This is a genomic window from Aeromicrobium sp. NPDC092404 (assembly GCF_040684095.1).
In the GTDB taxonomy this organism is placed as follows: Bacteria; Actinomycetota; Actinomycetes; order Propionibacteriales; family Nocardioidaceae; genus Aeromicrobium.
On the sequence record NZ_JBFBFI010000002.1, the window covers coordinates 1,091,304 to 1,110,425 of the forward strand.

The following is a 19,122-nucleotide window of genomic DNA, read 5'->3' on the forward strand; positions in this document are numbered from 1 at the left end:
GATGCCAGCGACCGCGTCGGCGCTCTCGACGCGCGGTCTGACGATGTCCTATCCGGGCATGCGCGCGCTCAGTGACTTCGACCTGGACCTTCACCCCGGGGAGATCCACGGAGTCGTCGGCGCCAACGGCGCCGGCAAGAGCACGCTCATCAAGATCCTGTCCGGCCTGCTGACCCCCACGGGTGGCTCCATCGCGGTCGCCGGCGAGGACGTCGTGATCCGCAACGCCGGCCTGGCGCAGCGACTCGGGATCAGCGTGGTCCACCAGGAGCTGCCCCTCCTGCCGAACCTGACGGCGGCGCAGAACATCGCGGTCGGCCGCGAGGAGGGCCGTCTCCTGTCGCCCGCGTCCCGGCGGAGCGACCGGCTCGACTACCGACGCGCTGCTCGCGACTTTCCCGGGGCGCCGTCGGCGACGAGCCGGCTGGAGGACGAGAGCCTCTTCGCTTGGCAGGTCGTGGCGATCATGCGGGCGATGGCCTCGAAGGCGCGGGTACTGATCTTGGACGAACCGACGTCGAGCCTGACCCTGGACGAGCGCCATGCCCTTCACGTACGTCTTCGAGCCGTCGCGGCGCAAGGCATCGCGGTGCTGTACGTGAGCCACTTCCTCGACGACATCCTCGAGGTCGCGTCCGTCGTGAGCGTCCTGCGCGACGGCAGGCTGGTGCACCGCGGCCCGTGCGCGGCGCTGGACGAAGACGCTCTGCTGTCCCACATGACCTCGGGCACGGCCCGTGCCGCAGCCGTCCAGGCGTGCGGCGACGTCGACGACTCGCCGGCCGCCCTCGGGCGTACGGGCGCCGGCGGCCTGGTGCTGAACCGCGTCGAGACCGGCCGCACCACGATCGACGGGACCCTCAACGTCGCGCCCGGCGAGATCGTCGGACTGTACGGGCTCGAGGACTCCGGCGCCCGGGACCTGGTCGAGGCGATCTTCGGCCTGCGGCGACGATCGGGCTCCATCAGCTGGGACGGCGCCGAGCTGCCTGGCACGCCCCGCGACTCGATCCGCCGTGGGGTCGCCCTCGCCACGGGAGACCGCAAGCGCGCGGCGATCGGTGAGTGGACCGTCGAGGCTAATCACGTGCTGCCGCAGCTGAGCGTCATGCCGCTGCTGGCACGCCGCCCGAGCCGCTCCGGTCGAGCCGAGACGGTCAGGAGCATCGACGCCTTCGCGGTCAAGGGGACGCCGGGCCAGAAGATGGCGATGCTGTCGGGCGGCAACCAGCAGAAGATCCTGCTCGCGCGGTGGATCACGACGGCCACGGGCAGCTGCCTGCTGCTGGACGAGCCGACCCACGGTGTCGACGTCAGCGGCCGCCTCGCGATACACGAGCAGCTGCGGGCGTTCGCGGCCCGCGGCGGATCCGTTCTGCTGCACAGCACGGATCCCGAAGAGATCGTCGCACTGTGCCATCGTGCCGTCCCCTTCGCGAGCGGAAGGCCGCTGCGCGAGCTCTCGCGCGACGAGCTCACGATCGACCGGCTGGAGCACATGGTCCGAGCCAGCACCCGCCATCACACCCCCTCAGAGGTGACACCGTGAACACAGCAACCAGCAAAATCCTCGGCCTCGGCCGCGCCGCCATCCATGACTATGCCGTGGGCGTGGTCCTGCTCGCGGTCTGCGCGTACCTGGCGATCCGCAGCCCGCAGTTCTCCACGGCCTCGAACGTCTCCAATGTGCTCGACCAGGTGTCGATGATCGGCATCATCACGATGGGCATGGCGATCCTTCTCGTGTCCGCGAACTTCGATCTGTCGATCGGCGGGATGGCCTGCCTCTCGTCCGTCGTGATCGCAAAGGTCGCCAACGCTGAGGGCGTCGCCGCCGGCGTTGTGGTTGGCGTCGGCGTGGCGGTGCTCCTGGGTGCACTCAACGGGCTGATCGTGACGGTCCTGCGGGTCAACTCCCTCGTCGCGACGCTCGGCACCGGGCTCGCATACAGCGGGATGGCGCTCCTCCTCTCGAACAACACCGCGATCACGATCGAGAGCACGAGCCTGTCGGATTTCATGAGCACCAGAGCACTGGGCGTATCGCTGCCGGCTTACCTTTTCGCGGCGGTCATCGCGGTGTCGGCGTGGTACCTGCACGTCACGGTGGCGGGACAGCAGACCTTCGCGGTGGGGGGCAACGCCGAGGCGGCCCGCTACGCCGGGGTCCGCGTGAGCCTCATCCGGTTCATCCCGTTCGTCTTGACCGGCCTGTTCGTCGGGATCGCCAGCGTCATCCTCACGGGCCTCCTCGGGGGTGGCGTGCCGACCGCTGCCGCAGCCTGGCCACTGCAGGTCGTGGCCGGTGCCGTGGTCGGAGGTATCAGCATCGCCGGTGGACGCGGCACGATTGCGATGGGCGTGCTGGGCGTGCTGCTGATCGGCGTCATGAACAACGGCCTCAACCTGCTCAACTTCGACGCCGCGTACCAGAACATCACGACCGGCACCATCCTCGTCGTCGCCGTCGCGATCGACGCCGCGTTGCAGGCGTCCTGGCGCGGGCGTCCGGCAGTCGTGAGCGACCAACCTCAAGGTCGGCCCGTCGTCGACACGGCACCACCCCACGTTCTCGGGGCTCAGCGTCAATCCTGAGCAGCCATCACCATCAACATCAATGGAGGACACATGTCCAGAAAAAGTCGACCCTCGTTCCTGTGGCTGGCAATAGGAACAGCGGCACTGACCGCGACGGCAGCCTGCTCGTCCGGGGGATCGGATGCCTCCGGCGGGGGTGACGACGGCGTCTCCGCCAAGGGTGCGCTGGTGCAGGTCATCGACTCGGTGCCCACGCCTGCGATCGCCGGCATCGATAAGGGATACAAGAAGGGCGCGGATGAGCTCGGCCTCAATATGCAGGTCTCTCAGTCCAACGGTGACATCACCAAGGACATCGCCAACGTTCAGGACGCGATCTCCAAGGGGGCTAAGGGGCTGCTGATCATCCCGCTGAGCATCGACGCGGTACGTCCAGCACTGAAGCAGGCGGTCGACGCGGGCATCTGCGTGGGCGTTGCGTACTCCGACATCACCCCGGGGAACGAGATCACACCAGGTATCAAGACGTACTTCGGCACCGACAATGCCGACGGCGCCCGCAACCTGGTCGACGTCATGGCTAAGAAGATGGGTGACAAGGGCGGCATGGTCTTCATCGGCGGGGTCGCGTCCTACGGGGCGACGAAGATCATCGAGAAGAACATCAAGTCGCAACTCGCCGCCAAGCACCCGGGCATCAAGTTTCTTGAGGGCCAGCCCGCTGACTACGACCAAGCCAAGGCGCGCAGCGTGATGCAGGACTATGTCCAGCGATACGGCGACAAGATCACCGGCGTCATCACCGCAGCCGACAGCATGAGTGCCACAGTCGCGGACTACCTGGACAAGAGCGAGCTCTCCGGAAAAGTCACGATCGGGAGCTTCAGCGGATACGCGCCGTTCGTGGAGAAGATCAAGGAGGGCAAGGCCTTCGCGACCGTGCCTCAACCCGTGGTCGATGACGGTGCTCGTGCGATGCAGCGCATCGCCGAATGCATCGAAGGCGACAAGAAGACAGTCTTCGATCTCGCGACCACGCAGCCGTCGTTACAGCCTCTGAAGGACACCGGGTATGTCCTGACGGCCGACAACGTGGACAAGTACACACCGCAGTACTGAGCGGTGCGGCCGGCGGAGCGGGAACGGGTCGAGTCGACGCGTCCCCGCTCCGGGCGTCGGTTTGGAGGGCAACGTGACGCGACAAGTGAGAGGGACTAGCGCACATTGCCACTGGACAACCGCCGTGGGGTCGATGGCGGGGTGGCTCGGGAATCGACAGGACGGCCGTGCGCTGTGACGTCGACCGGAGTTCTCTGGCCTTCAGTCGAGAAGTTATCTGGAGGGTTCCAAGCACCCCCGGCGCACCCCCACCGCAAGTCCTGCGGTCTGTGAGCCATCAATGCAACTGAAATTCCAAGGAAAACCGTCACCCTGAGTCACTTGTAATGAGGATGTCGCGGGTTCGAATCCTGTCGGAGGCTCAGGGAATGATCCGAATCAGCCATGGGTCCTGGGTGCCAGCTGATGTCATCGCGGTCCTGCTCCCATCTGGCTGCTGGATGTGTCCTCCGCGGCGTGACGGCGCCAGTCCCGCGGGAGCATGCCGTACGCAGCCTTGAAGCGTCGTGAGAAGTGGGTCGAGTCCTTGAACCCCCACGAATAGGCGACGCCGGCAATGGACCGACCCCGGCCTGACGGACTCCCCAGCTCGGCCTTGGCGCCCTCGAGGCGCTTCCCGATGACGTACTGCTCGAGGCTGAACTCCGCCCGGGCACAGATCCGGAACAGCTGGCGGCGCGACACCGACAGCGCGACGGCGACCTGATCGGCACTCAGTGCGGGGTCGCGCAGGTGCTCGCGTACGTATGCGCGGACCTGTGCCAGGAGCGTCTGCTCCAACACGTCTCGGGTGTCGGGCCGGTCACCAACGGCACCTGCGAGGAGTGCCCGGACGAGGTGGACACTTGCCTCACCGACGCTTGGCGCCAAGGGTGCAGAAGCGAGGCGCTCGGCGCGGGCGGTCAGGTCGACGAGATAGCGGCTGACGATGCCGTACAGCGGGCTGCGCTCCAGGCTGGCCGAGGCTTCCTGAACGGTGCTGAGCGGCATGCCGAGCTCTGCGATCGGCACCTGGAGTGATGTCGATGAGCCGGTCCCGCTCCACGAGAAGTCGAAGGCTCGGGTCACGTCGACGACCATCACCTCGCCCGGCTTAACGAGGCGTTGGCGGTCGCCCATCTGGTGGCGCCCGACTCCGAGGCCCTGAACCGCGATCGCCACGGCTTCCGGAGAGGCGCCGCCGGCGGTCCGGCGGTCTCGCAGCAGAGCGATGCCCGAGCTCTGGGCGGTGAAGATGCGCGTGGCACCCAGCTCATGCAGCTCCATACGCCCTGAGATGCCACCGGGGACGTGTTCCAGCTCGACCCGCGTCGCACCCGACGCCGCCAGCATGGCCTCGCGAAAGATCTCGTGTCGATCGTCGGCGGCCACTTCCGCCGTGTCCAGCAGGACCGCCATCTGCACTCCTCGTACTAGCTGGTGAAAGCGTAGGGACGCGCGCCCGAGGGTGGCAAGCACGCAGACAGCCGACTCCTCGAGATCCGGCAGGTGGGCACTCAGGGCCGATAATCCGGCGAGCACAGCCGACCACGACCAAGCCGGCGGTGCCAAGGTCGGGAGCGGAAGCTCGACCGGGAATGCTCGCGATCGTCCTGCTCGAGCTCCCAGCCCCGCCCCGTCCTCACCAGCGAAGGAAGATCATGAGCACAGCGCAGACCGGCCCGAGCTCGACCGGGCCCGACACCGTCGTCCTCGTCCACGGGCTCTGGGTCACACCACGCAGCTGGGAGCACTGGGTGTCACGCTACGAAGCGCGCGGCTTCAAGGTCCTGACCCCGGCCTACCCCGGCTTCGAGATCGAGGTCGAAGCCCTGCGAGCCGATCCGTCCGTGATCGCAGAGTGCTCGATCACCGACACGATCGATCACCTCGTCGCGGTGGTGGAGTCGGTGGAGAGGCCGCCGGTCATCATGGGCCACTCCTTCGGAGGAGCGCTGACCCAGATGCTGCTGGCGCGGGGCCTCGGCGCCGCGGGCGTCGCCATCGACTCCGCGCCGACCGAAGGCGTCCGTGTCAATCCGCCTTCGCAGGTCAAGGCGCTCTTCCCCGCCCTCAACAACCCGGCCAAGCGGCACCAGGCCGTGGGGTTCACGGAGAAGCAGTTCCACTATGCGTTCACCAACACGCTGGACGAGGCGGCGGCCAAGGAGGCCTACGACCGCTACGCGATTGCCGCTCCGGGTCGCTGGGTCTGGGACTACGGCCTGATCGCCAACTTCAAGCCCGGCCACCAGGAGACCTGGGTGGACTACTCCAACGACGAACGGGCTCCGCTGTTGTTCATCGCCGGCGGAGAGGACAACATCATGCCGCCCTCGGTGAACAAGTCGAACTTCAAGAAGTACAAGAAGTCGGCTGCAGTCACCGAGTACGTCCTGTTCGAAGGGCGCTCGCACTGGACCTGCGCGGAGCCGGGGTGGGAGGAGATCGCCGATCACGCTCTCGACTGGGCGCTGGAGCACAGCGGAGCCGGCTCGGACGCCGCGCAACCGCGTTAGGCTCGTCTTCTCATCATCCCTAGGTGCCTTCGCCTGTTGCGTGGACCCGCGCCGCTGCGCGTGCCTCACGTCCTCGTCGCCACCCGGTGCCACCAGGTCAGTAGCCTCGTCATGTGAACCCGGACGTCGTGCTCGTCGGCTGCGGCCAGCTGGGCGCCGATGTCGGCACCCGGCTCGCCGGGCGGGGTCATACGGTGCTCGCGCTGCGCCGTCGGGCCGACCAGGTCCCGCGACCTCTGCAGGGGCTCTCGGTCGACCTCACCCGTGACCGCCCCGAGCTCCCGCCACTCGACCTGGCATACCTCGTCGTGGCCCTGGCGGCGCGGCCTCGCACCGAGGAGGCATACCGAGCGACGTACGTCGACGGCATGAGCCGGGCGCTCGACGCCCTGACGGCCGCCGGTCAGGTGCCACGACGGGCGGTGCTGGTGTCGTCGACGGGAGTCTTCGGCAAGCTGGACCCTGACGTGCCGGCCGACGAGTCCACGCCCGCGCAACCCGCCGACGGGCCGGCGCGGATGCTGCTCGAGGCCGAGAAGGTGTTCCACGACCGGGTGCCCGGCGGCACGGTCCTGCGCCTGTCGGGGTTGTACGGGGGGACCAGCACGCGACTCATCGACCAGGTTCGCGAGGGCAGGGTGACCGATCCGAACCGGTGGACCAACCGCATCCACCGCGACGATGCGGCCGCTGCCGTGGTCCAGCTGCTGACGCCGGACGCCTCTCCGGAGGAGCTGTACGTGGGCACGGACGACGAGCCGGCGCTGCTCGGCGACGTCGCGGCGCACATCGCCGCGCAGCTGGGCGCACCGCATCCGCCTGCCGCGGACCCGAGTCTCGGGCACGGCAAGCGGTTCAGCAACGCACGTCTGCGATCGACCGGCTGGACGCCCGACTTCCCGACGTACCGCGAGGGCTACGCCGGTCTGTCACCCTCACGCTGAAGCCACGACCGCCGAGCACGCAGGCTACGATGTTGCTGATACGCGTGTTGACTGGCACGCGAATCCACGGATTCGGTCGTACAGCGACCATTTCGAGACTGATTCAGCAAACTCTGCAGTGAGGCCGAGTATGAGTGATCACGACGTCGACGTCCTCGTGGTGGGTGCCGGGGCGACGGGGCTGTCCGCCGCGTACGCCCTGCAGGCCGCGGGCCGGACGGTGCTGGTGCTGGAGTCGCGCGAGCGGGTCGGCGGTCGGCTGTGGACCGAGGAGGTCGACGGCGTCGACCTCGAGATCGGCGGGCAATGGGTCTCGCCCGACCAGGACGCGCTGCTCGCGATGCTCGACGAGCTCGGCCTCGAGACGTTCGAGCGGCACCGCGAGGGCGAGTCGGTCTACGTGGGACTCGACGGCGAGCGCCGGACGTTCACGGGGGAGCAGCTGCCGGTCCCGCCGAGGGTCGAGTCGGCGATGGCGCGGCTCACGACGTCGCTCGACGAGCTCGCGGCACAGATGGACCCGGCGCGGCCGTGGGACATGCCGGGAGCCCGGGAGCTCGACCAGGTCACCTTCCTCGGCTGGCTCGAGCAGAGCTGCGACGAGCCCGAGGCCCGCGACAACATCGGCATGTTCATCGCACAGGCGATGCTGACCAAGCCGGCGCACACCTTCTCGGCGCTGCAGGCCGTCCACATGGCGGCGAGTGCCGGCAGCTTCAGCAACCTCGTCGACTCCGAGTTCATCCTCGACAGACGGGTCGTCGGCGGGCTGCAGCAGGTGCCGCTCCGCCTGGCCGAGCGGCTCGGCTCGGCGGTGCGCACGGGCCACGACGTCGAGAAGGTCCGCTGGACCGATGACGGCGTCACCGTGACGTCCGGCGACCTGACGGTCAGTGCGCTCCACCTCGTGCTGGCGATCCCGCCGACCGCGGTCACCCGCGTACGCTTCGAGCCGCCGTTGCCGTCGATTCAGCGCGAGACCCGCCAGCACCAGTCGTTCGGGCAGGTCATCAAGGTGCACGCGACGTACGAGACCCCGTTCTGGCGCGAGGCCGGGCTGTCGGGCACGGCCTTCAGCCCGTACGAGGTCGTGCACGAGGCGTACGACAACACCAACCACGACGAGTCCCGCGGCACGCTCGTCGGCTTCGTCTCCGACCTCCGGGCCGATGCCGTCCTGGCGATGCCGGCTGCGACACGGCGCGAGGTCATCCTGGCCTCGCTCTCCACCTACTTCGGGCCGTCAGCGTCAGCGCCCCTGACGTACTTCGAGAGCGACTGGACGTCCGAGGAGCTCGGCAGCGGCGCCTACGGATCGAGCTTCGACATCGGCGGGCTCACACGGTTCGGTCCGCGCCTGCGCGAGCCGGCGGGTCCCATCCAGATCGGCAGCTCCGACGTGGCCGGGCTCGGTTTCCAGCACGTCGACGGTGCTCTGCGTGTCGGCGCCGAGCTGGCGCAGGCGATCATCGCAGGCTGAGGGCACCGGCTGGGACCGGCGACAGCTGTCCGCATGCCGCGGCATGCTGGTTCCATGACGACGTACGTCGTGCTGTTCCGGGGCATCAACGTCGGCGGCCGCAACAAGGTCCCGATGGCCGACCTCCGCGAGCACCTCGGCGCGGACTTCGCGAACGTCCGCACCTACATCCAGTCCGGCAACGTGGTGCTCGAGTCCGACCGGTCGGCCGAGCAGGTCGCAGCGCACATCGACAAGGGACTGCCCGCGGCCTTCGCGCTCGACTCCGACCTGGTGAGAGTGCTGGTGCTCGATGCCGACGCCTATCGCGAGGTCGTCGCCCAGGCGCCGAAGGGCTTCGGCGACGAGCCTGATCGCTACCGCTACGACGTGCTCTTCTACATGGGCGTGAGCGGTGCCGAGGTCGAGCCCCACGTCGTGCTCAACCCCGACGTCGACGAGGCGTTGATCGGCGAGCGCGCCGTCTACCACCGCCGCGTCACCGCGCTGGCGACCCGCAGCCGGCTCAACAAGATCATCGGCTCACCGGTCTATCCGTCGCTGACGATCCGCAACTGGAACACGACGGTCCGGCTCGCGGCGATGCTCGACGAGTGACGGTCAGACCACCGAGAACTCGTAGCGGACCACGTTGACGTACGTCTCGCCGGGCCGCAGCACGCGCTGCGGGAAGGTCGGATGGTTGATGGAGTCGGGGTAGGTCTGCATCTCGGCGGTGACGCCGGCGAACGCGGCGTACGCGCCCTGGTCGCCCTTGGCGCTGGCGCCCTCGAGATGGCCGCCGGTGTAGACCTGCGTGCCGGGCTGGTCGGTCACCAGGGTCAGCCGGCGGCCGCTGGCGGGGTCGGTCAGGGTCGCGACCTGCCGCATGCCGTCCCCGTCGAGCACCCAGTTGTGGTCGAAGCCGTTGGCGCCGACGGCGTCGATGTTCGTGCCGATCGGCGTGGGGGAGCGGAAGTCGTACGGGGTGCCCTCGACGGGAAGGATCTCGCCGGTCGGCAGCAGCTCCGCGTCGACGGGCGTGTAGGCCTCGGCGTTGATCTGCAGCACCTGGTCGAGCACCGTGCCGGAGTCGTGACCGGCCAGGTTGAAGTACGCGTGGTTGACCACGTTCACGAGCGTCGGGCGATCCGTCTCGGCCTCGATGCGGATGTCCAGGGCAGCGCCCTCGAGGGTGTAGATCACCCGGGTGTCGAGGGTGCCGGGATAGCCCTCCTCGCCGTCAGGGGAGCGTCGCGTGAACGTGACCCGGTCGTGCTCGGCATCGAGCTCGGTCGACCAGACGTACGTGTCGAAGCCGCGGGGTCCGCCGTGGAGGTGGTTCGGCCCCTCGTTGGGCGTCACGGTGAACGGGGTGCCGTCGATCTCGAAGCGCCCCTCGCGGATGCGGTTGGCGCAGCGGCCGGCCGTCACGCCGAAGTAGTACGGGTCCTGCGGAAGCTCGTCGTAGGACGCGCGGCCGAGGACGACGTCTGCGAGCTCGCCGTCACGGTCGGGCACGTGCAGCTCGAGGATTCGGGCCCCCAGATCGGTGAGCACGACGCGGCACACGTCGTTGGCGATCGTGATGACGGTGATGTCCTGGTCGCCTGCGGTGGCGGTAATGCTGTCGAGCATGGGTGAGACTTTCTGGAACAGGTCGGAGGCCGCACCGAATGGCGTGGCCGCGGAGTCCTCCTCACCGCGCCCAGAACTCTAGCGAAGCCGCCGGCCCGGATCTCGCCCGGTCAGGACAGGACACGGCCGCCGAGGCCGTCGAGCACGATGTCGAGGATCCGGTCGTGCCACTCGTGCCGCGCCGTCGTCGTTGGCTGCCCATCCCTCCGGGCCAGTGGGTACGTGCCGGCGGTGCCCTTGACGGACGTCGTCAACGCGAGGTTGCCGGCGACCTGCACCGCGACCGTAGCGTCCTCGATCGTGAAGCCCTGGTCGTGCAGTGACCGGATGTAAGGGGTGACCTGCTCGACGATGCGCTGCGGCCACTTGGGTGGCGAGAGCGCGACGAGGTCGTAGCCGGGGTAGCGATCGCAGATCGCCCACACCGACCGGGCGACCTCGCGCAGCAGGTCGCGCCAGGGCAGGTCGGCGTCGGGCCAGTCGACCGACAGGGCGGCCCGCTCGATCGCGCTCATGAGCAGCTCGTCGCGGTCCGTGACGTAGCGGTAGAGGCCCGAGTGCGCGACGCCGAGCCGGGCGGCGACCGACGGCATGCTGAAGGTCGCGATGCCCTCTTCGAGGACGGCCTCGACGATGACGTCCAGGCTGAGGGAGCGTGGCCGGCCCGGTCTGCGGTCCATGAGCCCGATCGTACGGTCAGCGATCCGCCCGCCGTGGAGCGGCCGGATGGCGGACGGGTCCCCGCCCGCTAGGCGCGTTCCGGCGAGGACTCCTCGAACACCAGCAGGGTGCGGGTGCTGAGGATGCCCGGGATGCTCTGGATCTCGTCGAGCACGAGGCGGCGCAGGTCGGCGTTGTCACGAGCGCGCACCAGCATCACGACGTCGAACTCGCCGCCCACGAGGGCGATGTGCTCGACGCCGGCGAGCGAGCGGAGCCGGGCGTGGATGCTGCGCCAGTCGGGCTGGCGGACGTTCATCGTGAGGTACGCCGAGGTCCCGAGACCGCGACTGACCGGATCCACGAGCGCCGCGTAGCCCGTGATCACGCCGGACTGGGTGAGTCGCTCCACCCGGGCGTACGCGTTGGCGCGGGAGATGTGGACCTCCTCGGCGAGCTGACGCATCGAGAGCCGCCCGTCTCGCTCGAGAGCGGCCAGGATCAAGCTGTCGATGTCGTCAAGGGGCGTGCTGGCCATCTGTCTCCCGCTCGGTGTGTGACGCGCGTCTCGCTGGACGAACGGCGCGGAATCTCGGCGCCGGGCAAGACATCTTCTCGACAATCCTGCAGCACTTGAATCCGGATGGCCAGAAGGTGCACGGTTCGAGTGAACACTCGTGTCTCTCGAAAGGGCGTGCCCGGTGCCGAGCCATGACCTGCTGCCGTCGGACGAACCGGTCCAGCTGCTCGACCAGCACGGTCGGCGCACCGAGGACTCGACCCACCGCTTCCCGTCCGACCAGGAGCTCCTGCGCGCGCACGAGGCGCTGGTCGTCGGCCGGCGGATCAACGAGCAGGCGTACGCACTGGTGCGGCAGGGCCGGCTTGCGGTCTATCCGTCGTCGCACGGGCAGGAGGCGTGCGAGGTCGCCGCGGCCCTGGTGATGGGCGACGGGGACTGGCTCTTCCCGACCTATCGCGACACGGTCTCGATCGTGGGTCGCGGTGTCGACCCCGTCGACGCGCTCGTGCTGCTCAAGGGCGACTGGCACTCCGGCTACGACCCGACCGTGCACCGCGTGGCCCCGCAAGCGACGCCGCTGGCGACCCAGCTGGTCCACGCCGTCGGCGTCGCTCATGCCGCGACCCTCCGAGGCGAGGACACCGTCGTCATGGCGATGTGCGGCGACGGGGCGACGAGCGAGGGCGACTTCCACGAGGCGCTCAACTTCGCCGCCGTGTTCAAGGCGCCGGTCGTGTTCTTCGTGCAGAACAACGAGTACGCGATCTCGGTCCCGCTGGCCAGGCAGAGCGTCGCACCCTCGCTGGCCCACAAGGGAGTCGGCTACGGCATGCCGGGGGAGCGGGTCGACGGCAATGACGTCGCTGCGCTTCTGTCGGTGCTCGGCTCGGCCGTCGACGCGGCTCGGGGCGGCGGCGGACCGCAGCTGGTCGAGGCGCACACCTACCGGATGCAGGCGCACACCAACGCCGACGACGCGACGCGCTATCGCCAGGACGACGAGGTCGAGGCGTGGCGTGATCGCGATCCTCTGCTGCGCAGCGAGGCCTACCTCGTGGGCCGTGAGCTGCTGACCGAGGAGCGGCGGAGCGCGATCGCGGCCACGGCCGAGGAGGTGGCCGCGAGCATGCGCGATGGCCTGATGAAGGACGTCGAGCCGGTCGCGAGCGACCTGTTCGCCCACGTCTATGCGACGCCGACTCCCCAGCTGCGGGAGCAGGCCGCGTTCCTCGACGAGGAGCTCAGCCGGGAGGGAGCACGCTGATGGCCCAGCACGAGAAGATCACGATGGCGCAGGCGTTCAACCACGCCCTGCGCGACGCCATGACCGACGACGAGTCGGTGCTGATGTTCGGTGAGGACGTCGGCGCGCTCGGCGGCGTCTTCCGGGTCACGGACGGCCTCTCGGCCGAGTTCGGGGACTCCCGCTGCTTCGACACGCCGCTCGCCGAGTCCGGGATCATGGGGATGGCCGTCGGCCTGGCGATGAACGGCATGCGCCCCGTCGTCGAGATGCAGTTCGACGCGTTCGCCTATCCCGCGTTCGAGCAGCTCGTCAGTCATGTCGCCAAGATGCGCAACCGCACGCGGGGCGCGGTGAACCTGCCCATCACGATCCGCATCCCGTACGCCGGAGGCATCGGCGGCGTCGAGCACCACTGCGACTCGTCGGAGGCCTACTACGTGCACACGCCCGGCCTGACCGTCGTGGCGCCGGCGACGGTCGCGGACGCGTACACCCTGATGCGTGAGGCCATCGCGTCGCCGGACCCGGTCGTCGTGCTGGAGCCCAAGAAGCTCTACTGGAGCAAGGAGGAGGTCGACCTCGACGAGGCCCAGCCCGGCATCGGCCGGGCCGTCGTACGCCGTGAGGGAACCGACGCGACGCTCATCGCGTACGGCACGTCGGTGCCGACGGCGCTGGAGGCCGCGGACGCCGCCGCGGCGGAGGGTCGCAGCCTGCAGGTCGTCGACGTCCGGTCGCTCGTGCCCTTCGACGACGAGACCGTCTGCGGGGCCGTACGCTCGACCGGCCGGGCCGTGGTGGTCGCCGAGTCCGCGGGCTTCGCCAGCGTCGCGTCCGAGATCGTCGCCCGGGTCACCGAGCGCTGCTTCCACCACCTCGCCGCCCCGGTGCGCCGGGTCACCGGCTTCGACATCCCCTACCCGCCGCCGAAGCTCGAGCACCTCCACCTGCCCAGCGTCGACCGCATCCTCGACGCCGTGGACACGCTGCAGTGGGAGGACGTCTGATGGCGGTCCAGACCTTCCTGCTGCCGGACCTCGGCGAGGGCCTGACCGAGGCGGAGGTCGTGCGCTGGCTCGTCGCCGTCGGTGACGAAGTCGTCGTGGACCAGCCGGTCGTCGAGGTCGAGACGGCCAAGTCGATCGTCGAGGTCCCGTCGCCGTACGCCGGTCGGGTCAGCGAGCTGCACGGCGAGGCGGGTGGGACGGTCGACGTCGGCACGCCGCTCATCTCGGTGGAGCCCGGTCTGGCCGTGGCGCCCGAGCCGGCGCAGGTGGCCGCGGAGCAGTACCGCGAGGAGGAGAAGGCCGGTTCGGGCAACGTCCTGATCGGCTACGGCACGGCGGAGGGCGCAGGTAGCACCCGGCGGCGCCGTCCGCGTCCGGCCGCTGCCCCGTCGCCGTCGTCGAGTGAGCCCGTGCCCAGCCGGGTCCCGCGGGTCTCGTCACCGTTGGTCCGCAGGCTGGCGCGGGAGGCCGGGCTCTCGGTTCTCGGCATCACCGGGACGGGTGTCGACGGGCTCATCACCCGTCGAGACGTCCAGGCGGCGATCGACGCCGCGACGCAGCCGGAGACGGGGACCGCGAGTCGTACCGGCCTGGACATCGTTCGCCGCACGCCGATGACCGGCTTCCGCAAAGCCGTGTCCGCGGCTCTCTCGCGCAGTCGCAGCGAGATCCCGGAGGCCACGGTGTGGGTCGACGTCGACTTCACCGAGCTCTTCGCGCTGCGGGACGCGGCGAAGGCAGCCGGCAAGCCGGTCCCGAGCCTGCTGGCCTACCTCGCCCGGTTCACCGTCGCCGCCCTGCGTGCGCATCCCGAGCTCAACGGCGAGGTCGACACCACGACCGAAGAGCTGGTCCAGTACGCCGGCATCAACCTCGGCCTCGCGGTGCAGACCGACCGGGGGCTGCTGGCGCCGGCCGTCATCGGGGCGCACCGGCTGACGACCGCGGAGCTCGACACCGAGATCCGCCGGATCACCGCGGCGGCGCGCGAGGGCCGGGCGACGCACGAGGAGCTGACGGCCGGGACGTTCACGCTCAACAACTACGGCGGGTTCAACGTCGACGGCAGCGCCGCGATCATCAACCATCCGCAGGTCGCGATCCTCGGCTTCGGCCGGGTCATCGACCGGGCGTGGGTCGTCGACGGCGAGCTGGCGGTCCGCAAGATCGCCCAGATGTCGTTCGTGTTCGACCACCGCGTCTGCGACGGCGGGACAGCAGCAGCGTTCATGCGGATCGTCGCCGATGCGATCGAGTCACCCGCCTCCGCGATCGCCAACCTCTAGGTCGCTCGGCCCGGCCGGCCGACGGACGAGGTGGGACAGCAGCAGTGCGGTGTCGGTCTGCTGGACGTACGGCAGGCTGCGGAGCCGGCGGATGACCCGCTCCAGCTGCTCGGCGTCCGCGGCGACCACGCGGAGCAACGTGTCTGCGGGCCCGGCCACGGTGAACGCCTCGATGACCTCGGGGATCGCGGTCAGGTCGCTCTGCATCCGCTCGAACGGGATCGCCCCGTTGGTGAACAGCTGGACGTGAGCCGCGAGCCGCCAGCCCAGGGCGTCAGGGTCCACGACGGCGCTGAACCCGTGGATCGTGTCCTGCTCCACCATCTTGTCGACCCGTCGCTTGGTCGCGGCGACCGACAATCCCACCACCTCGCCGATGGCGGCGTACGTGGCCCGGCCGTCCGCCAGCAGGTGCGCGAGGATCTGGCGATCGATGGTATCCATGCACAACAAGATTGCGTGAATACAGTAGGAACGCAACTCTGAGCGCTCAAACGCAAACTATTCGGGGGTTTGATTGCGCGATTGGCACCTAGGCTGTCGACGTGAACCACCCCACCTCCGATCGTCATCAGTCCCCATCAGAGCAACGCGCGCTCGAGGCGATCGACACCTCGGCGATCATCGACGACCTGCTCAGCCTGATGGCGGTGCCGAGCGTCAGCGGGTCCTCGGCGGAGGCTGACATCCAGCACACCCTGGCCAAGCGCATGCAGCTGCTGGGGACGGACGTCGATCTCTGGCGCATGGACGTGCCCACGCTGATGGCCGCACCCGCGTTCCCCGGGGTGGAGGTCACGCGGGACGAGGCATGGGGTCTCGTCGCCGCCACGCACGAGCGGACGCAACGCCCCGCCCTCATCCTGCAGGGGCACGTCGACGTCGTGCCGCCCGGATCGCTCGACGAGTGGAGCCTGGACCCGTTCTCACCGGTGGTTCGCGGCGACCGGGTGCATGGTCGTGGCGCCTGCGACATGAAAGCCGGGCTGGTCGCCAACATCGCCGCGGTGCAGGCCTTGGCCCGCGCGAGGATCACCCTCCGTGATCCGCTGGCGATGCACTTCGTGATCGGTGAGGAGGACGGTGGGCTCGGCGCGTTCGGCACGCTGGCCCGAGGTCATACGGGAGACGCCTGCATCATCACCGAGCCGACATCGGGGACGGTGACGACCGCGAACGCCGGTGCGCTCACGTTCGAGATCCGCGTCCCCGGACGCGCGACGCACGCCAGCACGGCGTACGAAGGGGTGAGTGCGATCGATGCCTACATCGGCATCCACCATGCGCTCGCCGAGCTGCAGGTCCGGAGGAACCAATCGGTCGACCCACTGATGCGGGAGTACCCGATCGCCTACCCGATCTCGGTGGGCACGCTGCGGGCCGGCGACTGGGCCAGCAGTGTCCCCGACCTGCTGGTCTGCGAAGGGCGGTTGGGGCTGCGCCTCGACGAGGACCCGGCCGAGGCACGTCGCGAGCTGGAGGAGTGCGTCAGGGGGACGGCGGCGCAGCACCCGTTCCTGCGTGATCATCCGCCGCTGGTGACCTGGCCGGGAGGACAGTACGCCAGTGGCCGCACCAGCATCCCCGGCAGTCGTCTCGTCGCGACCGTGCAGGAGGCGCACGCCGCCGCGACCGGCAGGGCTCGACCGCGTGAACGCGGAGCTCCCTACGGCAGCGACCTGCGGCTCTACGAGCAGGCCGGGGTGCCGACCATGCACTACGGGCCCGGCGACGTCCGTCTCGCGCACAGCCCGCGTGAGTCGGTCGCCGTCACCGAGGTCGTCGAGGTGACCCGGGCCCTGGTCCTGACGATCCTTCGGGTCTGCGGCACCGCCTGAGCATCCTCAGACGTCGGTCTCGGTGACCTCGCCGGTGAACATCGTCATCGATGCGACGTCGAACGTCTGCGCGTCGGCGGCGGTCTCGGCCATCTCGGGCGACTTCATCGCCGCCTTCATGGAGTCCGCGTCGTCGAACCACAGCTCGGCGACGAAGTAGGGCGCGCCGCCGCCCAAAGCGCGAGGATGTGAACGGGTGAACCGGCGCAGTCCGGGCAGTGTCGCGGCGAGCGGCACGTGCACGTCGGTGTAGTGCTGCTCGAACGCCTCGGGGTCGGCCGGTGTGCCGTACTGGATCGTGATGCGGTGCATGAGTTCCTCTCAGCCGGTGGCCGGCCAGGTCTTGGCGACCAAGGTCAGCACGTCATAGGTGGCGACGGGCGTGCCGTCGGCGTTGGCGACGACAGCGTCCCAGCGCACCTCACCGTAGTCGGCGCTGTTGCGCGGGGTGATCTGCTTGACGGTCAGCGTGACGTCGATCGTGTCGTCGGCCTTGACCGGTGTGAGGAAGCGCAGGTGGTCGACGCCGAAGTTGGCCAGCACGGGTCCGGGGTCGGGATCGACGAACAGCCCGGCGGCGAGGGACACGACGAGATAGCCGTGGGCGACGATTCCGCCGAACAGCGGGTTGGCGGCCGCGGCCTCGGCGTCGGTGTGCGCATAGAACGTGTCACCGGTGAAGTCCGCGAAGTGCTCGATGTCGCCGAGCGTGACGGTGCGCGAGGCTGACCGGATCGTGTCGCCGATGCGCAGCTCGGCCAGGCTCTTGCGGAACGGGTGCACGTCGTCGGCGTGCTGCTCCGAGCCCTTGGTCCACTGGCCGGTGATCGCGGTGAGCATGTCGGGCGAGGCCTGGATCGCGGTGCGCTGCATGTGGTGCAGGACGCCGCGCATGCCGCCCAGCTCCTCGCCGCCGCCGGCGCGCCCGGGACCGCCGTGCACCAGCATCGGCAGCGGCGAGCCGTGACCGGTCGACTCCGGTGCCGCGTCGCGGTCGAGCACGAGGATGCGACCGTGCCAGGGGGCGAGGCCGAGGGTCACGGCGCGGGCGACCGCGGGATCGTGGGTCACGAGGGAGCCGGCGAGGCTGCCCTGCCCACGAGCCGCGAGGGCGATCGCCTCGTCCACCGAGTCGTACGTCATGACGGTGCTGACCGGACCGAAGGCCTCGACCTCGTGGGGCTCGGCGGCGCCGGCCGCGGCCCGCAGCAGGATCGGTGACATGAAGGCGCCCGCCTCGGCATCGCCGTCGACGACGTCGACGACGTCGGGGTCGCCATGGACCAGCTCGGCCGAGGCGCGCAGGATCTGGACGGCCTTGCGGACCTCGTCGCGCTGGGCGAGGCTCGCGAGGGCACCCATGCGTACGTCGGGGTTGGCAGGGTGGCCGACGGTGACCGTGGCCAGCCGCGCGCTGATCGCCGCGACGACCTCGTCCGCGATGGCCGCCGGCACGATCGCCCTGCGGATCGCGGTGCACTTCTGGCCGGCCTTGACCGTCATCTCGGCGACGACGCCCTTGACGTACAGGTCGAGCTCGGGATCGTCCGCCGTCACGTCAGGGCCGAGGATCGAGCAGTTGAGCGAGTCCGCCTCGACGCCGAGCTGGGCGCCGCCGTGCAGGACCGACGGGTGCTGGCGCAGGGTGGCACCCGTGCTCGCGGAGCCGGTGAACGCGATGGAGTCCTGCGCGCCGAGCTGGTCGAGCAGCCCGTCCGGACTGCCGCAGAGCAGCTGCAGCGACCCCTCGGGCATGAGGCCGGACTCGATGATGCGGCGCACGACGAGCTCGGTGAGATAGGCGGTCTGGCTCGCCGGCTTGACGATCGTCGGCAGTCCGGCGAGGAAGGCCGGAGCGAGCTTCTCGAGCATGCCCCACACGGGGAAGTTGAAGGCGTTGATCTGCACCGCGACGCCCGGCCGTGACGTGAAGAGGTGCTGCCCGAGGAACACGCCGGTCCTGCCCAGCTGCTCGGTGGATCCGTCGAGGAGCACGGTGTCGTTGGGCAGCTCGCGGGTGCCCTTGCTCGCATAGCTGAAGACCGTGCCGATGCCGCCGTCGATGTCGACCTGGGAGTCGCGGCGCGTGGCACCCGTGCGGGTCGAGAGCGCGTACATCTCGTCCTTGTCGGCGCCGAGATGTTTGGCCACCGCCTTGAGGATGCCCGCGCGCTCGTGGAAGGTCAGCGCCCGGACGGCCGGACCACCGACGCTGCGTGCGTGGTCGACCATCGCCGAGAGATCCAGGCCGGTCGCCGAGATGCGGGCGACCACGTCGCCGGTGGCGGCGTCGAGCAGGGGCTTGCCGTCGTCGGACGCGCGGAACCAGGCGCCCCCGGCGTAGCTCTCGAGCAGTGCACTCACGG

General features: G+C 69.5%; 18 protein-coding genes. 11 read left to right on the plus strand and 7 right to left on the minus strand.

Going from position 1 to position 19,122, the window contains the following annotated elements:
* Window position 1: 1 nt before the first annotated feature.
* The 3 genes from AB0N22_RS15970 (at window position 2) to AB0N22_RS15980 (ending at window position 3,657) form a co-directional block, all read left to right on the plus strand.
* Complete coding sequence (locus AB0N22_RS15970) at window positions 2–1,549, plus strand: sugar ABC transporter ATP-binding protein (RefSeq protein ID WP_364642327.1); 1,548 nt, start codon at window positions 2–4, stop codon at window positions 1,547–1,549.
* Window positions 1,546–2,595 carry an ABC transporter permease gene (locus AB0N22_RS15975; protein WP_364642330.1) on the plus strand — a complete coding sequence of 350 codons (1,050 nt, stop codon included), beginning with the start codon at window positions 1,546–1,548 and terminating at the stop codon, window positions 2,593–2,595. The genes AB0N22_RS15970 and AB0N22_RS15975 overlap by 4 nt, the downstream gene beginning before the upstream one ends.
* Before the next feature lie 171 nt (window positions 2,596–2,766).
* A complete protein-coding gene (locus AB0N22_RS15980; protein ID WP_364642333.1) occupies window positions 2,767–3,657 on the plus strand; it encodes a sugar ABC transporter substrate-binding protein in 891 nt (296 codons plus the stop codon).
* Window positions 3,658–4,065: 408 nt separating this feature from the next.
* Here AB0N22_RS15980 and AB0N22_RS15985 read toward each other — a convergent pair whose 3' ends face one another.
* The gene (locus AB0N22_RS15985) at window positions 4,066–5,055 is read right to left on the minus strand and encodes a helix-turn-helix domain-containing protein (protein WP_364642336.1); all 990 of its coding nucleotides are present in this window, start codon (window positions 5,053–5,055) and stop codon (window positions 4,066–4,068) included.
* Between the two features lie 242 nt (window positions 5,056–5,297).
* On the opposite strand from AB0N22_RS15985, the gene AB0N22_RS15990 reads away from it, so the two are divergent.
* The 4 genes from AB0N22_RS15990 (at window position 5,298) to AB0N22_RS16005 (ending at window position 9,176) form a co-directional block, all read left to right on the plus strand.
* Complete coding sequence (locus AB0N22_RS15990; protein WP_364642339.1) at window positions 5,298–6,155, plus strand: alpha/beta hydrolase; 858 nt, start codon at window positions 5,298–5,300, stop codon at window positions 6,153–6,155.
* 113 nt (window positions 6,156–6,268) lie between these two features.
* The gene (locus AB0N22_RS15995; RefSeq protein ID WP_364642342.1) at window positions 6,269–7,099 is read left to right on the plus strand and encodes an NAD-dependent epimerase/dehydratase family protein; all 831 of its coding nucleotides are present in this window, start codon (window positions 6,269–6,271) and stop codon (window positions 7,097–7,099) included.
* 130 nt (window positions 7,100–7,229) lie between these two features.
* Complete coding sequence (locus tag AB0N22_RS16000) at window positions 7,230–8,579, plus strand: FAD-dependent oxidoreductase (RefSeq protein WP_364642345.1); 1,350 nt, start codon at window positions 7,230–7,232, stop codon at window positions 8,577–8,579.
* A gap of 54 nt (window positions 8,580–8,633) precedes the next feature.
* The gene (locus AB0N22_RS16005) at window positions 8,634–9,176 is read left to right on the plus strand and encodes a DUF1697 domain-containing protein (protein ID WP_364642348.1); all 543 of its coding nucleotides are present in this window, start codon (window positions 8,634–8,636) and stop codon (window positions 9,174–9,176) included.
* A 3-nt stretch (window positions 9,177–9,179) separates the two neighbouring features.
* On the opposite strand, the gene AB0N22_RS16010 is transcribed toward AB0N22_RS16005, so the two are convergent.
* The 3 genes from AB0N22_RS16010 to AB0N22_RS16020 all read right to left on the minus strand — a co-directional run bounded on the left by AB0N22_RS16010 (window position 9,180) and on the right by AB0N22_RS16020 (window position 11,394).
* Complete coding sequence (locus tag AB0N22_RS16010; protein ID WP_364642351.1) at window positions 9,180–10,196, minus strand: aldose epimerase family protein; 1,017 nt, start codon at window positions 10,194–10,196, stop codon at window positions 9,180–9,182.
* Between the two features lie 110 nt (window positions 10,197–10,306).
* Complete coding sequence (locus AB0N22_RS16015; RefSeq protein ID WP_364642354.1) at window positions 10,307–10,876, minus strand: helix-turn-helix domain-containing protein; 570 nt, start codon at window positions 10,874–10,876, stop codon at window positions 10,307–10,309.
* Between the two features lie 68 nt (window positions 10,877–10,944).
* Entirely contained in the window at window positions 10,945–11,394 is a 450-nt protein-coding gene (locus tag AB0N22_RS16020) for an Lrp/AsnC family transcriptional regulator (RefSeq protein WP_364642357.1), read from the minus strand.
* A 163-nt stretch (window positions 11,395–11,557) separates the two neighbouring features.
* Between AB0N22_RS16020 and pdhA the strand changes: the two genes are divergently transcribed.
* The 3 genes from pdhA to AB0N22_RS16035 are packed head-to-tail and all read left to right on the plus strand — an operon-like array spanning window position 11,558 to window position 14,918.
* On the plus strand, window positions 11,558–12,643 hold the full coding sequence (pdhA, locus tag AB0N22_RS16025; protein WP_364642360.1) for a pyruvate dehydrogenase (acetyl-transferring) E1 component subunit alpha: 1,086 nt from the start codon (window positions 11,558–11,560) through the stop codon (window positions 12,641–12,643).
* Window positions 12,643–13,632 (plus strand): alpha-ketoacid dehydrogenase subunit beta, encoded by a 990-nt coding sequence (locus tag AB0N22_RS16030; protein WP_364642363.1) that lies wholly within the window; start codon window positions 12,643–12,645, stop codon window positions 13,630–13,632. Before pdhA ends, AB0N22_RS16030 begins: the two co-directional genes overlap by 1 nt.
* A complete protein-coding gene (locus AB0N22_RS16035) occupies window positions 13,632–14,918 on the plus strand; it encodes a dihydrolipoamide acetyltransferase family protein (RefSeq protein ID WP_364642366.1) in 1,287 nt (428 codons plus the stop codon). Before AB0N22_RS16030 ends, AB0N22_RS16035 begins: the two co-directional genes overlap by 1 nt.
* On the opposite strand, the gene AB0N22_RS16040 is transcribed toward AB0N22_RS16035, so the two are convergent.
* The gene (locus AB0N22_RS16040) at window positions 14,889–15,362 is read right to left on the minus strand and encodes an Lrp/AsnC family transcriptional regulator (RefSeq protein WP_364642368.1); all 474 of its coding nucleotides are present in this window, start codon (window positions 15,360–15,362) and stop codon (window positions 14,889–14,891) included. The two genes, AB0N22_RS16035 and AB0N22_RS16040, sit on opposite strands and share 30 nt — an antisense overlap.
* 101 nt (window positions 15,363–15,463) lie before the next feature.
* Between AB0N22_RS16040 and AB0N22_RS16045 the strand changes: the two genes are divergently transcribed.
* On the plus strand, window positions 15,464–16,756 hold the full coding sequence (locus AB0N22_RS16045) for an ArgE/DapE family deacylase (protein ID WP_364642371.1): 1,293 nt from the start codon (window positions 15,464–15,466) through the stop codon (window positions 16,754–16,756).
* Between the two features lie 6 nt (window positions 16,757–16,762).
* Here AB0N22_RS16045 and AB0N22_RS16050 read toward each other — a convergent pair whose 3' ends face one another.
* Together AB0N22_RS16050 and paaZ are read right to left on the minus strand one after the other, a co-directional pair.
* On the minus strand, window positions 16,763–17,068 hold the full coding sequence (locus tag AB0N22_RS16050; RefSeq protein WP_364642374.1) for an EthD family reductase: 306 nt from the start codon (window positions 17,066–17,068) through the stop codon (window positions 16,763–16,765).
* A 9-nt stretch (window positions 17,069–17,077) separates the two neighbouring features.
* Entirely contained in the window at window positions 17,078–19,120 is a 2,043-nt protein-coding gene (gene paaZ / locus AB0N22_RS16055) for a phenylacetic acid degradation bifunctional protein PaaZ (protein WP_364642377.1), read from the minus strand.
* Window positions 19,121–19,122 lie beyond the last annotated feature (2 nt).

What these genes read in the sequence shown, in the direction of transcription:
- AB0N22_RS16020 (WP_364642357.1), bottom strand. Translation starts at nt 11,394, where the DNA reads ATGGCCAGCACGCCCCTTGACGACATCGACAGCTTGATCCTGGCCGCT.
- AB0N22_RS16010 (WP_364642351.1), bottom strand. Translation starts at nt 10,196, where the DNA reads ATGCTCGACAGCATTACCGCCACCGCAGGCGACCAGGACATCACCGTC.
- AB0N22_RS16015 (WP_364642354.1), bottom strand. Translation starts at nt 10,876, where the DNA reads ATGGACCGCAGACCGGGCCGGCCACGCTCCCTCAGCCTGGACGTCATC.
- AB0N22_RS15970 (WP_364642327.1), top strand. Translation starts at nt 2, where the DNA reads ATGCCAGCGACCGCGTCGGCGCTCTCGACGCGCGGTCTGACGATGTCC.
- AB0N22_RS16030 (WP_364642363.1), top strand. Translation starts at nt 12,643, where the DNA reads ATGGCCCAGCACGAGAAGATCACGATGGCGCAGGCGTTCAACCACGCC.
- AB0N22_RS16050 (WP_364642374.1), bottom strand. Translation starts at nt 17,068, where the DNA reads ATGCACCGCATCACGATCCAGTACGGCACACCGGCCGACCCCGAGGCG.
- AB0N22_RS15990 (WP_364642339.1), top strand. Translation starts at nt 5,298, where the DNA reads ATGAGCACAGCGCAGACCGGCCCGAGCTCGACCGGGCCCGACACCGTC.
- AB0N22_RS16005 (WP_364642348.1), top strand. Translation starts at nt 8,634, where the DNA reads ATGACGACGTACGTCGTGCTGTTCCGGGGCATCAACGTCGGCGGCCGC.
- AB0N22_RS16000 (WP_364642345.1), top strand. Translation starts at nt 7,230, where the DNA reads ATGAGTGATCACGACGTCGACGTCCTCGTGGTGGGTGCCGGGGCGACG.
- AB0N22_RS15985 (WP_364642336.1), bottom strand. Translation starts at nt 5,055, where the DNA reads ATGGCGGTCCTGCTGGACACGGCGGAAGTGGCCGCCGACGATCGACAC.
- AB0N22_RS16035 (WP_364642366.1), top strand. Translation starts at nt 13,632, where the DNA reads ATGGCGGTCCAGACCTTCCTGCTGCCGGACCTCGGCGAGGGCCTGACC.
- AB0N22_RS16040 (WP_364642368.1), bottom strand. Translation starts at nt 15,362, where the DNA reads ATGGATACCATCGATCGCCAGATCCTCGCGCACCTGCTGGCGGACGGC.